At 44.7% G+C, this 18,257-nt stretch carries 18 protein-coding genes and 1 pseudogene; 4 read left to right on the forward strand and 15 right to left on the reverse strand.

Annotated features, from left to right (window positions below):
• Positions 1–44: 44 nt before the first annotated feature.
• Positions 45–1,304 carry a chloride channel protein gene (locus tag DXD06_RS02000; RefSeq protein WP_117830445.1) on the forward strand — a complete coding sequence of 420 codons (1,260 nt, stop codon included), beginning with the start codon at positions 45–47 and terminating at the stop codon, positions 1,302–1,304.
• Here the strand turns inward: DXD06_RS02000 and pulA are convergent.
• The 8 genes from pulA to trpE all read right to left on the reverse strand — a co-directional run bounded on the left by pulA (position 1,285) and on the right by trpE (position 9,963).
• Complete coding sequence (gene pulA, locus DXD06_RS02005) at positions 1,285–3,210, reverse strand: type I pullulanase (RefSeq protein ID WP_117830446.1); 1,926 nt, start codon at positions 3,208–3,210, stop codon at positions 1,285–1,287. The genes DXD06_RS02000 and pulA overlap by 20 nt on opposite strands.
• Before the next feature lie 194 nt (positions 3,211–3,404).
• Positions 3,405–4,415 (reverse strand): anthranilate phosphoribosyltransferase, encoded by a 1,011-nt coding sequence (gene trpD, locus DXD06_RS02010; RefSeq protein WP_117830447.1) that lies wholly within the window; start codon positions 4,413–4,415, stop codon positions 3,405–3,407.
• A 33-nt stretch (positions 4,416–4,448) separates the two neighbouring features.
• Entirely contained in the window at positions 4,449–5,243 is a 795-nt protein-coding gene (trpA, locus tag DXD06_RS02015; RefSeq protein ID WP_117830448.1) for a tryptophan synthase subunit alpha, read from the reverse strand.
• A gap of 16 nt (positions 5,244–5,259) precedes the next feature.
• On the reverse strand, positions 5,260–6,447 hold the full coding sequence (gene trpB / locus DXD06_RS02020) for a tryptophan synthase subunit beta (protein ID WP_117830449.1): 1,188 nt from the start codon (positions 6,445–6,447) through the stop codon (positions 5,260–5,262).
• Positions 6,444–7,109, reverse strand: coding sequence for a phosphoribosylanthranilate isomerase (locus DXD06_RS02025; protein WP_117830450.1), 666 nt, complete (start codon positions 7,107–7,109; stop codon positions 6,444–6,446). The genes trpB and DXD06_RS02025 overlap by 4 nt, the downstream gene beginning before the upstream one ends.
• Positions 7,106–7,891: an indole-3-glycerol phosphate synthase TrpC gene (gene trpC / locus DXD06_RS02030; RefSeq protein ID WP_117830451.1), complete on the reverse strand. Its 786-nt coding sequence runs from the start codon at positions 7,889–7,891 to the stop codon at positions 7,106–7,108. The genes DXD06_RS02025 and trpC overlap by 4 nt, the downstream gene beginning before the upstream one ends.
• A gap of 93 nt (positions 7,892–7,984) precedes the next feature.
• Positions 7,985–8,554, reverse strand: a complete 570-nt coding sequence (locus DXD06_RS02035) for an anthranilate synthase component II (protein WP_055068906.1) — start codon at positions 8,552–8,554, stop codon at positions 7,985–7,987.
• Positions 8,551–9,963, reverse strand: a complete 1,413-nt coding sequence (gene trpE, locus DXD06_RS02040; RefSeq protein WP_117830452.1) for an anthranilate synthase component I — start codon at positions 9,961–9,963, stop codon at positions 8,551–8,553. The genes DXD06_RS02035 and trpE overlap by 4 nt, the downstream gene beginning before the upstream one ends.
• A gap of 553 nt (positions 9,964–10,516) precedes the next feature.
• Here trpE and DXD06_RS02045 point away from each other — a divergent pair.
• Genes DXD06_RS02045 through DXD06_RS02055 form a run of 3 tightly spaced genes read left to right on the forward strand, consistent with a single transcriptional unit; the run spans position 10,517 to position 12,884 of the window.
• A complete protein-coding gene (locus DXD06_RS02045) occupies positions 10,517–11,470 on the forward strand; it encodes a TAXI family TRAP transporter solute-binding subunit (RefSeq protein ID WP_117830453.1) in 954 nt (317 codons plus the stop codon).
• A 20-nt stretch (positions 11,471–11,490) separates the two neighbouring features.
• Positions 11,491–12,678 (forward strand): sodium/glutamate symporter, encoded by a 1,188-nt coding sequence (gltS, locus tag DXD06_RS02050; RefSeq protein ID WP_117830454.1) that lies wholly within the window; start codon positions 11,491–11,493, stop codon positions 12,676–12,678.
• Between the two features lie 17 nt (positions 12,679–12,695).
• The gene (locus DXD06_RS02055; RefSeq protein WP_055261500.1) at positions 12,696–12,884 is read left to right on the forward strand and encodes a hypothetical protein; all 189 of its coding nucleotides are present in this window, start codon (positions 12,696–12,698) and stop codon (positions 12,882–12,884) included.
• A 63-nt stretch (positions 12,885–12,947) separates the two neighbouring features.
• Here DXD06_RS02055 and DXD06_RS02060 read toward each other — a convergent pair whose 3' ends face one another.
• The 7 genes and pseudogenes from DXD06_RS02060 to DXD06_RS02090 all read right to left on the reverse strand — a co-directional run bounded on the left by DXD06_RS02060 (position 12,948) and on the right by DXD06_RS02090 (position 17,875).
• A complete protein-coding gene (locus DXD06_RS02060; RefSeq protein ID WP_117830455.1) occupies positions 12,948–13,847 on the reverse strand; it encodes a hypothetical protein in 900 nt (299 codons plus the stop codon).
• A 97-nt stretch (positions 13,848–13,944) separates the two neighbouring features.
• A pseudogene (locus tag DXD06_RS17920) lies at positions 13,945–14,855 on the reverse strand (MATE family efflux transporter); the annotation flags it as partial.
• A gap of 4 nt (positions 14,856–14,859) precedes the next feature.
• Positions 14,860–15,303 (reverse strand): hypothetical protein, encoded by a 444-nt coding sequence (locus DXD06_RS02070; RefSeq protein ID WP_022046199.1) that lies wholly within the window; start codon positions 15,301–15,303, stop codon positions 14,860–14,862.
• A 99-nt stretch (positions 15,304–15,402) separates the two neighbouring features.
• Positions 15,403–15,870, reverse strand: a complete 468-nt coding sequence (locus tag DXD06_RS02075; protein WP_147343599.1) for an HNH endonuclease — start codon at positions 15,868–15,870, stop codon at positions 15,403–15,405.
• Between the two features lie 176 nt (positions 15,871–16,046).
• On the reverse strand, positions 16,047–16,739 hold the full coding sequence (locus tag DXD06_RS02080; protein ID WP_117830457.1) for a DNA alkylation repair protein: 693 nt from the start codon (positions 16,737–16,739) through the stop codon (positions 16,047–16,049).
• A 138-nt stretch (positions 16,740–16,877) separates the two neighbouring features.
• Positions 16,878–17,138, reverse strand: a complete 261-nt coding sequence (locus DXD06_RS16980) for a hypothetical protein (protein ID WP_138346398.1) — start codon at positions 17,136–17,138, stop codon at positions 16,878–16,880.
• A 182-nt stretch (positions 17,139–17,320) separates the two neighbouring features.
• On the reverse strand, positions 17,321–17,875 hold the full coding sequence (locus DXD06_RS02090) for a hypothetical protein (RefSeq protein ID WP_117830459.1): 555 nt from the start codon (positions 17,873–17,875) through the stop codon (positions 17,321–17,323).
• Positions 17,876–18,257: the final 382 nt, after the last annotated feature.

Here is an 18,257-nt window from a genome sequence, read left to right on the forward strand (position 1 = left end):
TTTCAATGCTAGTATGAAGAAAAGGGATTATGAGGTGAAGAATTATGAACGATGTCATAAAACATAAAATCAAACACAATGCACACCGTACACTGGTGTCGATCAAATGGGTAATTTTTGCAATTCTTGTCGGCGGTATCGTCGGACTGTGCGGCACCGCATTTTATTTTTGTCTGACATTTGTCACCGTGCTGCGCGGGCAGGACCCCTGGCTGTTGTATCTGCTCCCTGTCGGGGGACTGATCATTGTCGGTGCTTATCACCTGCTGCACGATGAAAAAGATACCGGAACCAATCTGGTCATCTCTGCCATCCACTCGGATGACGAGCTGCCCCTGCGCATGGCTCCTTTGATCTTTATTTCCACACTGATCACGCACCTGTTCGGCGGATCTGCCGGCCGTGAAGGTGCTGCCCTGCAGATGGGCGGAAGTATCGGAAACGCAATCGGAAAATTCTTCCGTTTTGACGACAAAGATAAACATGTCATGATCATGTGCGGCATGAGTGCTGCGTTTTCCGCTCTCTTTGGTACCCCGATGGCTGCTGCCATCCTTCCAATGGAAATTGTAAGTGTCGGCGTCATGTACTATACCGCCCTTGTTCCATGTGTGATCAGTTCTCTTGTCGCACACGGAGTTGCTTACCTGTTTGGTGTTTCCAACCAATGGTTTTCCATCGAGCACATCCCGGACTTTGGCATTCTTCCTGCCGTGCAGATTTCCATCCTTGCCATACTCTGCGCACTGGTAAGTATTGTTTTTTGTATTCTTCTACACAAAAGTGAAGAAATTTACCGCAAACTGTTCCAGAATCCCTACATCCGCATCTTTGCCGGTGGATGTATTGTTGTCATTCTGACGATGCTTGTCGGGAACCAGAATTACAACGGTACCGGTATCGGCATCATCCAGATGTGCATTGATGGAACGGTCCGTCCGGAAGCCTTCCTGTTAAAGATGATCTTTACCGCACTGACTCTTGGTGCCGGTTACAAAGGCGGAGAAATTGTTCCTTCCTTTTTCACCGGCGCGGCCTTTGGCTGCCTGTTTGGAACGCTGACCGGCATATCCCCGACACTTTGTACGGCTGTCGGCATGACTGCCGTATTCTGTGGTGTCACAAACTGTCCGATCACTTCACTGTTAATCAGTTTTGAATTGTTCGGTTATGACGGCATGCCATATTTTCTTCTGGCTGTCGCTTTCAGCTATATGCTCTCCGGATACTTTGGTCTGTACCGGAGCCAGAAGATTGTGTACTCCAAATACAAAACCAGTTACATCAACAAGACAACTCATTAATCCCAAGAACCACACAGCCAGTCGCCGGCAATTCCATGTTCGAATGAACCGAACCGATTGGCCGGGTTCCTGCATGCAGGTCATCAATATATAACGTCCATGTCCTGTCATCCGGCAGCAGGAGTGTTTCTTTTCTGCCGGATGCATTGTATGCCACCAGAAGTGTCTCTTCCGGCTGGCGGATTGTAAACGCGATGGTCTGTTCGGATGTCATTTCCATAAACAGAATATTCTGGCGGATCTCCTCTGCGTCTGTCATACGCAATCCTTTATGTGCTTTCCGGAAAGCAATCAGTCCCCTGTAATACTGCTGCAATCCTTTTTGTCCATCGCTCCAGTCATAGCGCAGTACATTTGTTTCATACGGCAGATTATAACTGTTCTCGGATATCTCACCATTTTTTCCGGCCGGTTTGGTTCGTGCAAACTCTTCTCCCCCAAGGAAAAACGGAACTCCCTGTGCGGTAAATACCATCGCAGCCGCCAGACGGTTCATTGCAAGGCGTTCGCCTGCATCACAATCCGGTCTGGAAATCTGCAGTTTATCCCACAAGGTCAGATTGTCGTGACAGGAAACATAATTGATCACTTTCTCCGGTGTATCCGTCCATGTGCCGCCGGCTGCATAGGTATAAGCTGCATAATCTACCTGTGGATGCCACACACCTCCTGTTGCACAGTAACGCACCGCAACTTTCATTTTTTTCTTTCCGCTGACATAGCCGCAGTCTTTGTTATAAAACACATGTCCGCGCACCATGTCCCGGATATCATCCGAAAACATTCCGATGCCGTCCAGCATACGCGCGTTTCTCTTCATGGCACGCCTAAATTCCGGCATGGTTGAAGTACCGCCTGTCCAGCCCTCTCCATACAGAATGATATATGGATTGATTTCTTTTAACCTGTGGCTGATCTCATTCATGGTATCAATATCAAGAACACCCATCAGATCAAACCGGAACCCATCCACATGATATTCCCTTGCCCAGTAACAGACAGATTCTACGATGTATTTGCGCATCATCGGCTGCTCCGAAGCAATTTCATTGCCACAGGCAGATGCATTGGAATATCTGATTCCGTTCATCCGGTAATAATAATCCGGCTCACATTTCTGCAGACAGCTGTCCAGATCATAGGTGTGATTGTACACCACATCCATGATCACTCCGATGCCCTCCCTGTGAAAAGCCGCAATCATTTCTTTCATTTCCCGGATACGCACCTCCCCATGGAACGGATCTGTTGAAAAAGATCCCTCCGGTACGTTATAATTCAGCGGATCGTATCCCCAGTTATACTCCCGCTTCTTTGGTGCCGCCTCATCAATACTTGCAAAATCATACATTGGCATGATCTGCACATGCGTAATACCGAGCGATTTCAGATAATCCAGCCCGGTTGGTTCCCCATCTTTGTTTTTGGTTCCTTTTTCTGTTAAACCCAGGTACTTTCCCGGATGCTTTACACCGGAAGATACATCTGCGGTACTGTCTAACACCGAAATCTCACAGATCACCAGATCTGTGCGGTTTTTAAAAGCGGGGCCATGATCCTCTTTAAAATTCTCAGGATCGGTCTCTCTTAGGTCCAAGACCATACTTCGCTGTCCATTTACACCGACAGCTACCGAATATGGGTCCTGCGATTCTACAGTTTTTCCACTTCGCTCCAGACGGTATGTATAATAAACATGCCGCAGATCTCCGTCTACCCGGATCGCCCAGGTTCCCTGTATATCCCGCTTCATCGGAATGGTATCCGACAGGCAATCTCCGTCTCCTTCCTGATACAGACACAGCGTTACTGCATCCGCCGTCGGAGCCCAGAGCCGGAAATCCGTACCTTTCTTCGTGTACACAGCACCCAGATCATTTCCATCATATGGAATCCTTTGCTGCATTCCCTCTCTCCTCCCTGAAATATATTATTTTCGCATTTTTTCGTAATTCATTATATTTTAATTTTTTGTATCTGTAAATTGGAAAAATCACTAAGTTTTTTTCAATATTTTGTGAAATAAGACGAAGAAAAGAGGCATTCCATGTTTTATGCCATGAAATGCCTCTTTTTTTGTTTTCCGTATCAGGCAAACCCTTATGCGTTTGTTGCCTGTACCATTGCCTCAAGGGTTCTGACTGCTGCTCCCGAATCGATCGTCTTTGCTGCAAGTGCAATGCCATCTGCAATACTGTCTGCCTTTTTCCCAATATACAAAGCGGCTCCTGCATTCAAAAGCACAATCTCCCTCTTTGGTCCCTGTTCCTTTCCAGAAAGAATATCTCTGGTGATCTGTGCGTTTACGGCTCCATCCCCACCCTGCAGTTTTGCGATTTCACACCGCTTTAATCCAAACTGTTCCGGTGCGATTGTATAGGTGGCTACTTTTCCGTCCTTAATTTCAGATACCGTGGTCTCACCGGTCAGTGTGATCTCATCCATGTTATCCTCTCCGCTGACAACCATTCCCCGTTCTACCCCGAGGTTCATCATGGTTCCCGCAATCACTTCCGTAAGTGCCGGGGAATACACCCCTACAAGCATTGCCCTGGCACGGGATGGATTAGAAAGCGGTCCTAAAATATTAAACACCGTGCGGATGCCCAGCAGTTTTCTGACCGGTCCCACATACTTCATGGCAGGATTAAAATGCGGTGCAAACATAAATCCGATCCCGACCGTCTCCACACACTTTTCTACCATAGTCGGATCTGCGGAAATATTTACGCCAAGTGCTTCTAACACATCTCCGGCACCACTTTTAGAAGAAATGGAACGGTTGCCATGTTTTGCCACCGGAAGCCCGGCTGCTGCCACAACGAACGCTGATGTTGTAGAAATATTAAACGAATAGGTACAGTCTCCGCCGGTACCGACAAAATCCACATAATCTGCCACTTTCGGACTGATCGTATTTGCCTTGTTGCGCAATACGGCTGCCAGTCCCGTAATCTCATCCAGCGTTTCCCCTTTCATGCGGAGTGCTGTCAGAAAACATGCAATCTGCGCCTCTGTTGCCTGTCCGGTCAGAATCAGCTCCTGTGCTTTCATCGCTTCCTCTTTTGTCAGATCTTTTCCCTCTACCAGTTTGGCCAGAATCTCTTTCATCTATGATATCCTCCTGTTTGATTCGCTTTTCCGTTACATTTCATTTAACTCTTTTTTGAATGTGCTGCAATAGTCTGCTGCAGCCTGCGGATCAAAACCGTGTTCCCGCATCAGTGTGATAAAATGAGAGCCTACAATGGCTCCGTCAATAATCTCTTTCATCGGACGTACATCCTCCGCCGTGCGGATACCAAATCCCATCATAACCGGAATTTTTGCCTCTTTCTTTACCGCCGTCAGATATTCTAAAATCTGACGGTGGAAGGTTGCTTCCTGTCCGGTAACTCCCATGGAAGACACACAGTAGACAAATCCCCTTGCATTTTTAAGGATTTTTGGCACACGGTCTTTGGATACCGGGGAAACCAGCTGGATCAGAATGGTTCCATCCTCTTTCTGTAACTGTGTCTGGAGTTCTTCCTGCTCTTCCAGCGGCAGATCCGGAATGATCAGTCCATCCACCCCGCAGGCATTGCACTCTTTTACAAATTTTTCCACTCCATAATGCAGTACCGTGTTGTAATACATCATAAATACAATCGGGATCTGCACACCATCGTCACGCATCTCTTTCATACAGGTAAATGTCCTCTCCAGATTTGCCCCGCCGAGAATTGCCTCATAGGAAGCCGCCTGAATAACCGGACCGTCCGCTACCGGATCGGAAAACGGAATTCCAAGTTCAATAATGTCCGTTCCCGCCGCTTCCTGTGCTTTGATGATCGCCTTTGTCTTATCATAATCCGGCAGACCTGCTGTGATATAAGTAATAAATGCCTTTTCTTTCTTTTCCTGTAACGCCTGAAGCGCTGTCTCAATTCGATTCATCCCTGTTATGCCCTCCTTAATTCAGATATCCTTTTCCGTCAAGATAATCCGCAATGGTGTTTACATCTTTATCTCCGCGACCGGACAGACAGATAACCATGCTCTGGTCCATGGTCATTTCTTTTGCCTTTTTAAATGCATAGGCAACGGCATGTGCACTCTCAATTGCCGGAATAATTCCTTCTAATTTACACAGTTCCATCAGCGCATCCATTGCCTCCACATCCGTAATTGCCACATATTTTGCACGTCCGGTATCCCGCAGATATGCATGCTCCGGTCCGACTCCCGGATAATCCAGTCCGGCGGAAATGGAGTGTGCCAGCTGGATATTTCCATCGGTATCCTGCAACAGATACGAACGCATGCCATGCAATACTCCAGGCTCTCCCAAAGCCATGGCGCTGGCATGTTTTCCGGTCTCAATTCCAAGGCCCGCTGCTTCCACACCGATCAGTTCCACCTCCGGCTCATCAATAAAATCGGCAAACATTCCGATGGAATTGGAACCGCCGCCCACACATGCCATAACCACATCCGGATTCTTTCCTTCTGCTTCCATGTGCTGACGCTTTGCCTCCCGGCTGATCACACTCTGAAACTCTTTCACCATCTTCGGATACGGATACGGTCCTACCGCAGATCCGATAATATAGAACGTATCCTCCGCTGTTTTTGCCCAGGTACGGATGGCTTCGTTTGTCGCGTCTTTTAAGGTATTGCTTCCGGATTCCACGGATACCACTTTTGCACCAAGCATCTCCATACGCATCACATTCAGTTTCTGTCTCTGGATATCTTCTTTTCCCATGTACACCGTACATTCCATATCAAACAGTGCTGCTCCCGTTGCAGTAGCTACACCATGCTGTCCTGCACCGGTCTCCGCGATTACCTTTGTCTTTCCCATACGCTTTGCCAGAAGGATCTGACCGATCACATTGTTGATCTTGTGGGCACCGGTATGGTTTAAATCTTCACGCTTTAAATAAATTTTTGTACCGTATTTTGCAGACAGACGCTCTGCATAGTAAAGCGGTGTCTCTCTGCCGACATACTGTTTCAGATAATAATGGTACTGTTTTATAAACTCTGGATCATGGATTGCCTCCTCATATGCCTGATCCAGTTCCTGTAATGTATTCATCAGCGACTCTGCCACATACTGTCCGCCAAACTGTCCATAATATGCTTTCTTATTCATCTTTCTTTCCTTTCTTTTGCTTCCTCTTTGACACATGCTACAAATTGTTTGATCAATGCTTCATCTTTGCCATTTTCATTTTCCACCCCGGAACTGACATCCACAACATCCGGATGAAACAGCTGGATTCCTTTGTTCACATTTCCGGCATGTAAGCCTCCTGCTAAAACGAATTTTCTCCCGGCAAAAATCCCCTCTGTCTGGTGAAACGTCTGCGTCTTTTGCCAGTCAAACGTCTGTCCGCCTCCGTAATTTGCTCCATCCACCACAAGTGCTGTAATTTTCTGCTGTAACTTTTCCGGCAAATCCAAAAAATCTTTTGTCTTTTCTGCAAACTCTTTGGGATCTGACAGGTTTATGGCATACCAGACGGGAAGTTCCACTGCCGAAAGTGCCTCGGCTGACAGCGTTCCATGCATCTGGATGATATCAAATTTCATCTGTTGCAGTATTTGAATCTGTGCTGCATCCGGAGAAACAGTCACGGCAACTTTCTTTATATCCGGACGGATTTTTTCCATAATTTTTTTTGCTTTTTGACAGCTTACATTGCGTTTGCTTTTTTCATAAAACACAAATCCTGCATAATCGGCACCTGCATCATTTACATATTGTGCATCCACTGGCTTTTGAAGTCCGCAGATCTTTACTTTTGGTCTCATGCCTGATACAGCTCCTTCCACTTTTGTGCAAGCGCTTTTGGATTTTCCGATTCCATAAATGCCCGCCCGATCAAAAAGGCATCTACTCCGCAATCGCGCAGAAAACGTACATCTTCATCCCCTGTAATTCCACTTTCTGCCACAAACGCCTTATCCTCCGGCACATAAGGGCGAAGCCGTCTGGTATGTTCTAGAGAAATCGTAAAATCTTTCAGATTTCGATTATTGACTCCGATGATGCGCGGATTGATTTTCATTGCCCGCTCTACCTCTGCCTCATCATGCGTTTCTACCAGCACATCGAGTTCAAGTTCTCTTGCCAGCTGATAAAAATCATGCATCTGTGCATCATCCAAAATTGCCGTAATCAAAAGTACCGCATCCGCTCCAATCACTTTTGCCTCATAAAACTGATACTCACAGATCATAAAATCTTTCCGTAAAATCGGAAGCTGTGATTTCGCCCGGATTTCCTTTAAATATTCTACATTTCCGTGAAAATGATCTTCTTCTGTCAGACACGAAATGGCATCCACAGATGCATTGTATTCCGCGATCCGCTCCATCAGATCAATCTTGCTTGTAATTGTTCCAAGACTTGGGGATGCCTTCTTAAATTCTCCGATAATAGAAAGTCCCGGTTTCTTTAAATGATTGTAAAAGCAATTGGCTTCCCTCGTCTTTGTCTCCTCTGCCATACGGCGCATCTGACTTTCTGAAATGCGGGCCATATGTTCTGGAAGCCGTCTTTTTTTGTCTGCTACAATTTCTTCTAAAATCATATCGTATCTCCTAACACTTTTCGGGAACATCGGTCCATATAAAGTTTGCCTTCGGCAAAGGACCGACGCTGCATGTTAGATTTCCAAGGAAATCTAACACATATCATTTACGAAGTTTTCTATGATGCGTTTGCCGTGTTCGGTATAAATGGATTCCGGATGGAACTGTAATCCGACAACCGGATATTCCTTATGACGCATAGCCATGATCTCGCCATCGTCTGTCCGCGCCAGCACCCGCAGACAATCTGGCAGATCTTTTTCCTGTACCGCAAGCGAATGATACCTTGCCACACGGATCGGAGAATTGATTCCCGTAAATACGCTGCTTCCATCATGCTCAATCAGTGACTGTTTGCCATGAAACAGTGCTTTTGCATAAGAAACGGTTCCCCCTAATGCCTCACCAATACACTGATGTCCCAGACAGATACCAAGAATCGGTTTCTTTCCGGTAAATTCCCGGACAACATCCATGCAAATGCCAGCCTCTTTTGGATTTTTCGGTCCTGGAGAAAGCACGATCCGCTCCGGGTCCATCGCAGTAATTTCATCAATGGTAATCTTGTCGTTTCGGACAACTTTGATATCGGAGTTAAAAATTCCGATATACTGATACAGGTTATAAGTAAAAGAATCATAGTTATCAATCAGCAAAATCATAAATTTTCCTCCTCAATCAGTGTCTTGGCCAGTGCCATTACTTTATTGCAGCACTCCTGATACTCATTTTCCGGAACAGAATCTGCAACTATTCCCGCTCCAGCCTGCAAATATACACGGTTTTTCTTTTTGATCATTGTCCGGATCGTAATACAGAAATCCATATCACCGGAGAAATCAATGTATCCGGTTGCGCCTCCGTAGAGTCCTCTGCGCACACTCTCAAGTTCATCGATAATCTCCATCGCGCGGATCTTCGGTGCTCCAGAAAGCGTTCCTGCCGGAAGGAACGAAGAAACCAGATCCAGCGGATGAAATTCTCCTTTTTTCTTTCCTTCCACCATGGATACGATGTGCATCACATGGGAATAATTCTGCACTTCCATAAACTGTGTCACCTTGACGGTTCCAAATTCTGAGATCCTTCCCATGTCATTTCTCGCAAGATCCACCAGCATAACATGTTCGGCGCGTTCCTTTTCATCCCGGAGCAATTCATCCCGAAGCAATGCATCCTCCTCGGCATCCACACCCCTGCGCCGGGTTCCGGCGATCGGACAGGTATACACCCTGCTTCCCTGCTGCTTTACAATCATTTCCGGGGAACTTCCGATCACTTCAAACTCTCCATAATTGAAATAATACAGATACGGGGATGGATTCAGTTCCCGGAGTTCTTTATACAGCTCAAATCCGGTCTGTTTTGTCTCAATCGTCCATCTCTGGGAAAGCACGGTCTGGAAAATATGTCCTTCCCGGATATACTGCTTGATCTTTTCGACTTTTTCGCAATACTGTTCTAAGGTATCGGACTGGTTGACAATCACACCGTCATGTGTAAAATTTCTGTCCGGTATCTGTCCGGCATTTTTTCTTGCCTCCTCAATCAGTTCTGCTGCTTCTGCTAATGCTTTCTTTTTTCCGTCTTCCGAATCTTCTCCAAGAATCACTGCGGTCAGTGTCTCTGCCACATGATCCACCAGGATAAATTTTGTCATGAGCATCATCTGGATGGTCTCGATTCCAATCTCGTCTGGATTGTTATCCGGCAGTACTTCCGCATAGCGGACAAAATCATATCCCAGATTTCCGACCAGTCCTCCGGAAAAAGACAGCTCTTCGTTTTCTTTTACGATATCAAACTCGCTGTAATATTCTTTCAGACGTTCGAGCGGATTTCCCTGCCGGATTTCTTCCGTCCCGTTGTTTTGCCGGATCACGAGTGCATCCCCGCGGGAAGTAATGATCTCTTCCGGTTCTTTTCCAAAAAACGTATATCTGTCATAATTTTTATCATAACTTTCCAGAAGAAATCCTTTTTTGTTTCCTACCAGACTCTCATACATGCCGATGGCTGTTTCATTTACAATGCTGACTGTCTTTTTGTATACCCGTAATCTCCGCTTCATATTACTGCTCCTTTTTTCCAAATAAAAAACGTCCCTGGTCCGACTGCTGCCGGATCAGGGACGATTATCCTCGTGGTGCCACCCTTCTTCGCTCCGTAACTGCAAAATAACAAAGGCAGCCATCCCCGAACCGGAAATAACTGCCACCAATTACGCAACCTCTTGTGATACAGAAAACAAAATCTTTTTGTCTCGATATCCATGCCCCTGTAACGTGGGGAAACGGCTCAACTACTCGCCTTACGCTTTCACCTTGCATCTAACGAATCCATTCCATGACAAACTATCCTGCCGGCTCACACCTGCCGCCGGCTCTCTGAAAGGAATCATCTGCTGTACTTACCTTCGCTCAATGATTTTATTTCTCTTTAATTTATTAACAGTTTAATACACTACAGTGTGTCTGTCAACCAAAACTTTAACTTTCAGGAAAATTTCATTTTAGGATACAATCACCTTGCGGAATTTTATATTTTCTTTTTCACTCTTTTCGTGTAAAATACATTTTACGGCAATGTTTATTGCATAACAACTTAAGAAAGGACTTATAGCTATGAAACAAAAAATAGGACTGTTTCTTTGCCTTGCCCTGCTCCTTACCGGATGCAGCTACCAGACAAAGACCATCCGTTTCGGTGCAGCCGACATCGGTGGGATGTATTATACCGTTGCAAATGCTTATGCCGGTCTGGCATCCAAAGAATCCTCCGACCTGAAATTTGAAGTTAAAAACACCGCCGGATCTGCGGCAAATCTACGGCTTTTGTCCGGAAATTACATTGATCTTGGGATCGCACAGGCGGATCTGGTCCGGGCAGCCCATGAAGGAACCGGCAGTTTTTCTGATAACAGACAACAGGGATACCGTGCCATTGCAGGTCTCTACACCGAAGCCTGCCAGATCGTTGTCCGGGCAGATTCTGATATCCGGACATTAAATGATCTGCAGGGAAAAACCGTCAGCATCGGTGCCAGCGAATCCGGAACCGAACAAAACGCAACAGAAATTTTAAAACTGAGCGGTCTGACTTCGAAACTGGTGCACATGGTAAATCTGGATTATGCAGATGCAGCAGGAAAACTTGCCTCTGGCGAAATTGACGCCTTATTCTGCACCGCCGGCATCCGCACTGCTGTCATCGAAGAACTGGCAAAGGAATGTGATCTGCGGCTCCTTTCCATCGATGATACCTGTCTGGAAAAATTGCTTGCAACCACAAAGGAATACCGTAAATATATCATTCCTGCAAACACTTACAGTGGACAAAACAAAGACGTGACAACCATCGGAGTCAAAGCCGTACTGCTTGCTTCCGATGATCTGTCCAAAGAAACCGTGGAAAAACTTACAGAAACCCTGTTTTCCCACGCACAGGATCTGGCCTATGCCACATCTTTAGACGCTGCTTTTGACGAGACAGATGCATCCTCTGGTGTAACAATTCCCTTCCATCCGGGTGCTGCTGCTTATTATGCCAAGCAGGGAATCAGCGTCAATACAAAATAACATTTGAAAGAAGGACAACTATGGAAATACATTTGAATATGTACCAGACGCTGGCAGTTGCTGTATTGGTACTCTTGTTTGGCAGCTTTTTAAGACACCGCATTGGGTTTCTGGAAAAATTCTGTATTCCGGCACCTGTCATTGGCGGTCTTTTGTTTGCAATTTTGACCTGTCTTTGTTATGTTACCGGAATTGCGGAATTCTCTTTTGACGACACACTCCGGGAAGTATGCATGGTATTTTTCTTTACCTCGGTCGGTTTTCAGGCCAACTTAAAAGTGTTAAAAAGCGGAGGCACAGCCATGGCAGTTTTCCTCGGTCTTGTCGTTGCACTGATTCTATGTCAGAACCTTCTTGCCGTGGGATTGTCCCATGTCCTGCACTTAAATCCGCTGATTGGTATGTGTACCGGCTCCATCCCAATGGTCGGCGGTCATGGTACAGCCGGAGCATTCGGTCCTGTCTTAGAAGACTTTAATATTCAGGGAGCCACCACGATCTGTACTGCAGCTGCCACCTTTGGTCTGATTGCCGGCAGTCTGGTCGGCGGTCCGCTCGGCAGACGCCTGATTGAAAAACACAACCTGCTGGCCACCGCAGTCACGGAAGATGACAGTCTGCTCATCGAGGATGAAAAAAAGCATGAACGTCATACGAATATGTATGCGTCCGCAGTTTTCCAGTTGATCCTTGCGATCGGTCTGGGAACTATTTTTTCTTATTTTCTGACAAAAACCGGACTTACCTTTCCGGTTTACATCGGTGCCATGCTTGCAGCCGCACTGATCCGCAACATTGCCGAATACTCCGGCAAAGCAACGATCCACATGGGTGAAATCAACGACCTTGGAGGTATCAGTCTCTCCCTCTTTTTGGGTATGGCGATGATCACCTTAAAGCTCTGGGAACTTGCTTCTTTAGCTCTTCCGCTTGTGATCCTGCTGACGGCACAGGTCGTACTGATCTGTGTATTTACTTACTTCATCGAGTTTAACATTATGGGACGGGATTACGATGCTGCTGTACTGGTTGCCGGAACCTGTGGTTTTGGTATGGGTGCCACACCAAACGCCATGGCAAACATGCAGGCCATCTGTGACCGCTATGTACCTTCCGTAAAAGCGTATCTCCTGATTCCCCTGATCGGAAGTTTATTTGCGGATTTTATCAACAGCCTTGTAATTACCTTTTTTATCAATATTTTGTAATTGGGAGGACAACGAAAATGTTTTGGAAAAAATTAAAGAAAAAGGCAGCTGAAAAGCATAATTACGACCTGACCTACGACAATGTAGCGATTCCGGAAGTGCACACCCACAAACCGGAAGATCACGAAGAAACTCCGGGTGAAGATGCCCCGGTGCACTATGACAATGTAGCGATTCCGGAGGTACATATCCGCAGGAAAAAATAAAAGGCTCCGCAGAATCAAATCCCTGAAGGTTCCAGTTCTGCGGAGTTTTTCTTTTCCTGTCATTTATTTTAAATGCAGACGTTCTTCCTTTCCCTGAATCTGCAGCGTCACCGGGCGACCCACACGTACGCGTTCTCCCTGTTCTAACGTCCCTATCACGTTGTCTTCTTTCAGCAGTAAAATCTTCTCCGGAGAATCACTGATCATCCGGTATGTCTGTTTCGAAGGGTCATAGGAAATCTGACAATGTTTCCACTCGAATGTTTTGTTTCCTGCTGTATTCTTCTTTTTTGTGGAAGAATCCTCTTTCCGGCTGCGTTTCTTTTTCGACTTTCTCCGCCGGTGAGCTTTTTTGCGCCGCCAGCCGTGTCCGGACCGCTTCGGATTCTTTTCCCTTTTTATCTTCTCATTTCCCTGTTTTTCGGGTGGCCGGTACCCTCCTGTAATCCATCCTGTCAGTATGAGTATCCATGCGACTCCATGCAGCAGGGTAAAGAAATATATCCCTGACAACAGAAACGGATACAGTGCCGGAAACACAGCCAAAACAATCAGCAGTTCTGCCAGCACCAGACTGGTAAACAGCGTTGGCAGCAGCATCGTCTTTTTTCCTTCCGCCAGAAACAACATTCCCACAGACAAAAAACAAAGCAGTACCGGGAGCAGTGCTGCAATGGCACAAACTGCCAGAAGCCGCATCTGTCCCACTCCCTGTACATAAGAAAGACTGCTTTTTACCGTACCAACCGTGATCGGAGCTTTTAAAACGAAAGTATCTGCCACTCTGCCTTCTGTCAGATACGTATAACCTGCCCTTCCTCCTGCTTTCACCACATCCAGACCGGACAGCGTCATCTCCTGCCCGCCTGCCGAAAACTTACAAAACGGCAATAGCATGGAAAGTAATGCCAGAAGAAGTGCTATTGCTGCTATATTTTTCAATAAACGTCCATACGTTCTCATGCTCATTTCCTCCCATCGTTTTACATTCTGACAGGCTCATTATAGCACGGAATCTTTTGTCTTCTTATTAAATTTCTTTTAAATTTTTGTGATTCACAATTGCCACCCAGATTCCCGGGGCTTTCAACGGCACCGAAAGGATATAGGCCAGCACAACACGCAGCCCCAGAGAGATCACCGTAAGTACCACTGACATCTGTGCTTTGTTGATTGCCCGGTAATATCCGTACAGCAGAAACAGACACCCGATTCCACAGTAAAACGAGCCCTCGATACGCAGATACTGCACACCACACGCGATGACCGCCGTCTCCTGTGCCTTCACAAAAATCTCCATCAGAGATGCTGCAAACGTGCACACCAGAATGGAAATAATGATACTGAATACAATACTGATCGCAAAGGCTTCCTTCGTTCCCTTTTGGATCCGTCCGTAATCTTTCACCCCATAATTCTGTGCGACAAACGTGGAATACGCATTGCCGAAATCCTGTACCGGAAGATATGCAAATGTGTCAATTTTGACCGCTGCCGCAAATGCCGCCATCGTTGTTGCCCCGAAACTGTTTACAAGCCCCTGCACCATCAGAATTCCAAAATTCATGACCGACTGCTGCATCTCCTCCATGACTTCCTGTGGCACACGTAGAAACCACAGAATAGGATGCATACACACATACACCAGCACGTTAACGAAGACCATCACTGCCATGATCAGCACAAAAGCATGCGCCACAGCTACCCGCGCGCATGCTTATCGTTTTTCCCTTTATAAATGGAAAATAAGACTCCTGCCCCCATGGAAAGTCCCAGAAAAATCGAGGTCAAAAAGGTCATAAGTGTATAGGCGAACCCCACCGCCGCGAGTGCATTCTTTCCAACCACGCGCCCGACAATCAGTGTATCCGCAATATTGTAAAACTGTTGCATCAGATTGCCCGCCATCATCGGCAGTGCAAATAAGATAAGATTTTTTGATATTTTTCCTTTTGTTAAATCATAGTACATTCTTTTATTCCGTGATGATTTCCCCAACACTGCTTTCCATTTCGTCCTTTTCCAGAAGCATCTGCTGCGCCCGCTTATCCTCCGCGATTGCTGTCATGATACGGTTGATATCCTCCGGGCAGAACATCGTAATTGCCTGTGACAGGTCACTGAGATTATCCCGGTTGACCATCAGGCACCCGCCACCTTTTAAGCTGATGTTCAGGCACTTGCTCCGGTCGGTGACATCCCCGAGTGTAATCCGATTTCTGTCCGTATCACATACAAACGTAACCCCTTTGTACGTGATTGTACCGTTTTGTGCCAGATGCTGATACGGCGCTTTCTTTTCGGTTCCGTCTATATGCTCCCGAAAACTGCTTCCGCGCGTTTGTCCGTTTTGTGTACCCAGTCCTGCTATTTTTCCGTATAATGTAGTGTATCCTGTCTGTAATGCTCCAATTGCCATATTCTTTTTATCCTCCGTAAGTTACATCCTGTTTTTCATGCTTTTCACCTCTGGAAAATAATTCCCGGATTTGCATGTATTTATACATTTTCCCAGCTTTTATTTTTGTAATGTATTTATCCAGTTACATACCACAGGCATATATATTTTTCGCCCGAGATATAGCACAAAAAACACCAGTATCACCGTAAGTATTCTCCGAAGCGGCCAGTACCAAGGCTGTTTTCCAAGAAAGCCTTTCAGAATCCAAATTCCCATTTTCGCTTCTTTTTTCTGATTGCACCGCATACAGGCGGTACACAAGTTTTTCATATCATTCGATCCGTGAATTCCAAGCAGCGCGGCTCTTTTGCGCACGGCCGGATATTTTTCCATACAATGAACCGGGAAAATATGGTCAATGGTTATTTTATCTTTTGGCTTTTTTTTTCCACAGTATACACATCGATATTTCCCAGTTGCGGAAGGATGACAGGCAAAAAACTGACTGCGGTAACTGCTACTTCGCGTATATTGCGTCGGCACGGCTTCAAAAGCGAGTCCTTTTCTTCTGCTAAAACGCTGCATATGATTTTTTTCCCGCCTGGAACATTCTTTTTTTTCATAATATACTCTGCCATTTGCCCGTTTGATGCAGATATATTTTTTCCACCATAGCCATATTCGGTATCGTTTTACATGCCTCGTTCCATTTTTAATTCTTAGTGTATATGTCTGTACCAATGCTGCAGTTTCCTATCCCTTTATCTGATTTTCAGGCCTCTTAAATACGCTTTTGTTTCCTGTGGAATTCTTCTGCTTTCGATCGCCTTCTGAATGGACTTATTATGTGTCCATGGCTCTAACACCCTATTTTGTATGTAGGGAAGCGTCGCATCATATTGTTTCACCAATGCCATGCTAAAATACCAAGCCACTGCCATATTTACATAATATTCCTCCGATCTTACATTTGCAACCAGTTGCAGCATTTCTGGCTCAAATGCATCATCCAGATAAAATCCCAGAAGCGTTACAATACCAAACCGAATGGTATACACCGCATCACTTTGCAGCCACTTTTGTGCTCTTTCATAAACATAAGGCAAATGCTTCTTAAAAATCTTCGGCGAAAGCATATCACAAGTTGCCCAGTTATCTACATACGGCAAAAAACGTTCTAGCTGTTCCATAAAAGCTATTATATCTTTTGGATAAAGTAAGGACAACAAAGCACCATGCAAATTATTTTCTTCATAATAGATATGTGGAAGGCTTTCTAAAAATATATTTGCTTCCGGCAGCTTTGCCACTTCTTTTGCATACTTCCGTAATACCGGAGTCCGGACGCCAATGATGTTATCGATCGGAATATCAGGAATCAGTTTGGCATGAAATCTACGATAGTTTTCATCCTTTAATGCAAATAAACCATCTGTAATTGTTTTTTCACTCATATCTCAATGCCTCCAGTCATGTTCCCTGTTTCTTTTATACACGATTTCACCGATGATGTCTATATCCAAACAGCCAATCGATCACATGTATGTGTTATGCCCCTGTTCCAAAACGTGCTCCCTTCCATCCTTTCTCCCCTAATATAGTTCATATACTTTCTTTTTGAAAATAAACAATACAGCGACAAACGTTTCGCTTGCAACAAAACGGATCTGCAGAAATGTATCCTGACCACTTGCATCCCTGCTGATCATAACCTGTCGAAATACAATGGCAATGAGAGAAGTAACGACTGTTGCAGGAACCGATTTCCAGATCATACCAACGATGAACGGCCATATGGATAATACCATGCATCCAATCACAGCAGTTATTAGCAAACATATCTGCAAAGTCATTCGCATTGATGTCCCAATGATCCTGAAACCATTTCACCGCTTCCCATTTATATTTTTCCCCCTGCCATCTTTCATCAAAAATCTTCTTATATTCCACAAGCGCATTTTGCAATTTCTCCAGAAAAAGACTTTTTTTTGCAGAAAATAAATAAAATTTCAAATTAAAGAGCTTGCAATAGTTTTTATTCAGAAGTTTTCCTTTTTAAAGTTGGTGCCAATAAAACACTTTGTAGTTCAAAATTTGGCGTTACATCATATGTAACATCTGAAATTATCCCATTATAACTGTTGTTTTCTAAAATAGCGCTTACACTCTTCTCTTTTGAACTTCCAACGCTCTCTTTTTCAACATCCGGCTCTAAAGTAGCAACAACATCTCCATTTTCATCAAAAATTAACGTACACTTTTTTACTGGAGGATTCAGGGTTTGCATTGTCGTTTGAAATTCAGAACTGGAATAATCAGCCAGCATAGCATACACTTTATTTTTTAATGCACTATCTGTATTTATTCTATATAATACATCTCCAGGAATAAAACACTCAAATCTACTATTTGAAACTCCTACCTTTATCCCAAATTTATCATAAATTTCATTTACTATATTATTAACTTCCGTTGTTCCTAATTGATCACTAAACTTAGCATTCTCTTTAACTTGTTTTTCTGTACCATTAACATAATTCATAGATACATTGGATAATGCCAATAAAGTTTCTCCTATCACAATACTCATAATTCACCTCCATTTTTGTATTATCTCTCTTTATCCTTCTAAAATAAAATTCACAATATCATCAACTTTTTTGAATTGATATTTATTTATAACATCAGATGAGATTTCTTTATGATATTGATTACTAACCTCATCCAATAAATATACCAAGTACATCCTCCTGAAAGACATTTTCCTTAAATTCAAGCCATTCTATATCGTATGAGCATAACTCTTTTATGATTCTTACTGATCTATCCATTTTTCATCAACCTTTCAGATTTATTGCCCACCCATATTATAACACAGGTGGGTAATAAATTTATCTTTATTTTGCACTAATTCCACTGTCCTAAAATGAAATTTTAAATTCCACTGCCCTACAGGGCGGTAGAATTTAGTC

The sequence above is a fragment of the Roseburia sp. TF10-5 genome, from assembly GCF_003462365.1.
GTDB lineage: Bacteria > Bacillota > Clostridia > Lachnospirales > Lachnospiraceae > Roseburia > Roseburia faecis.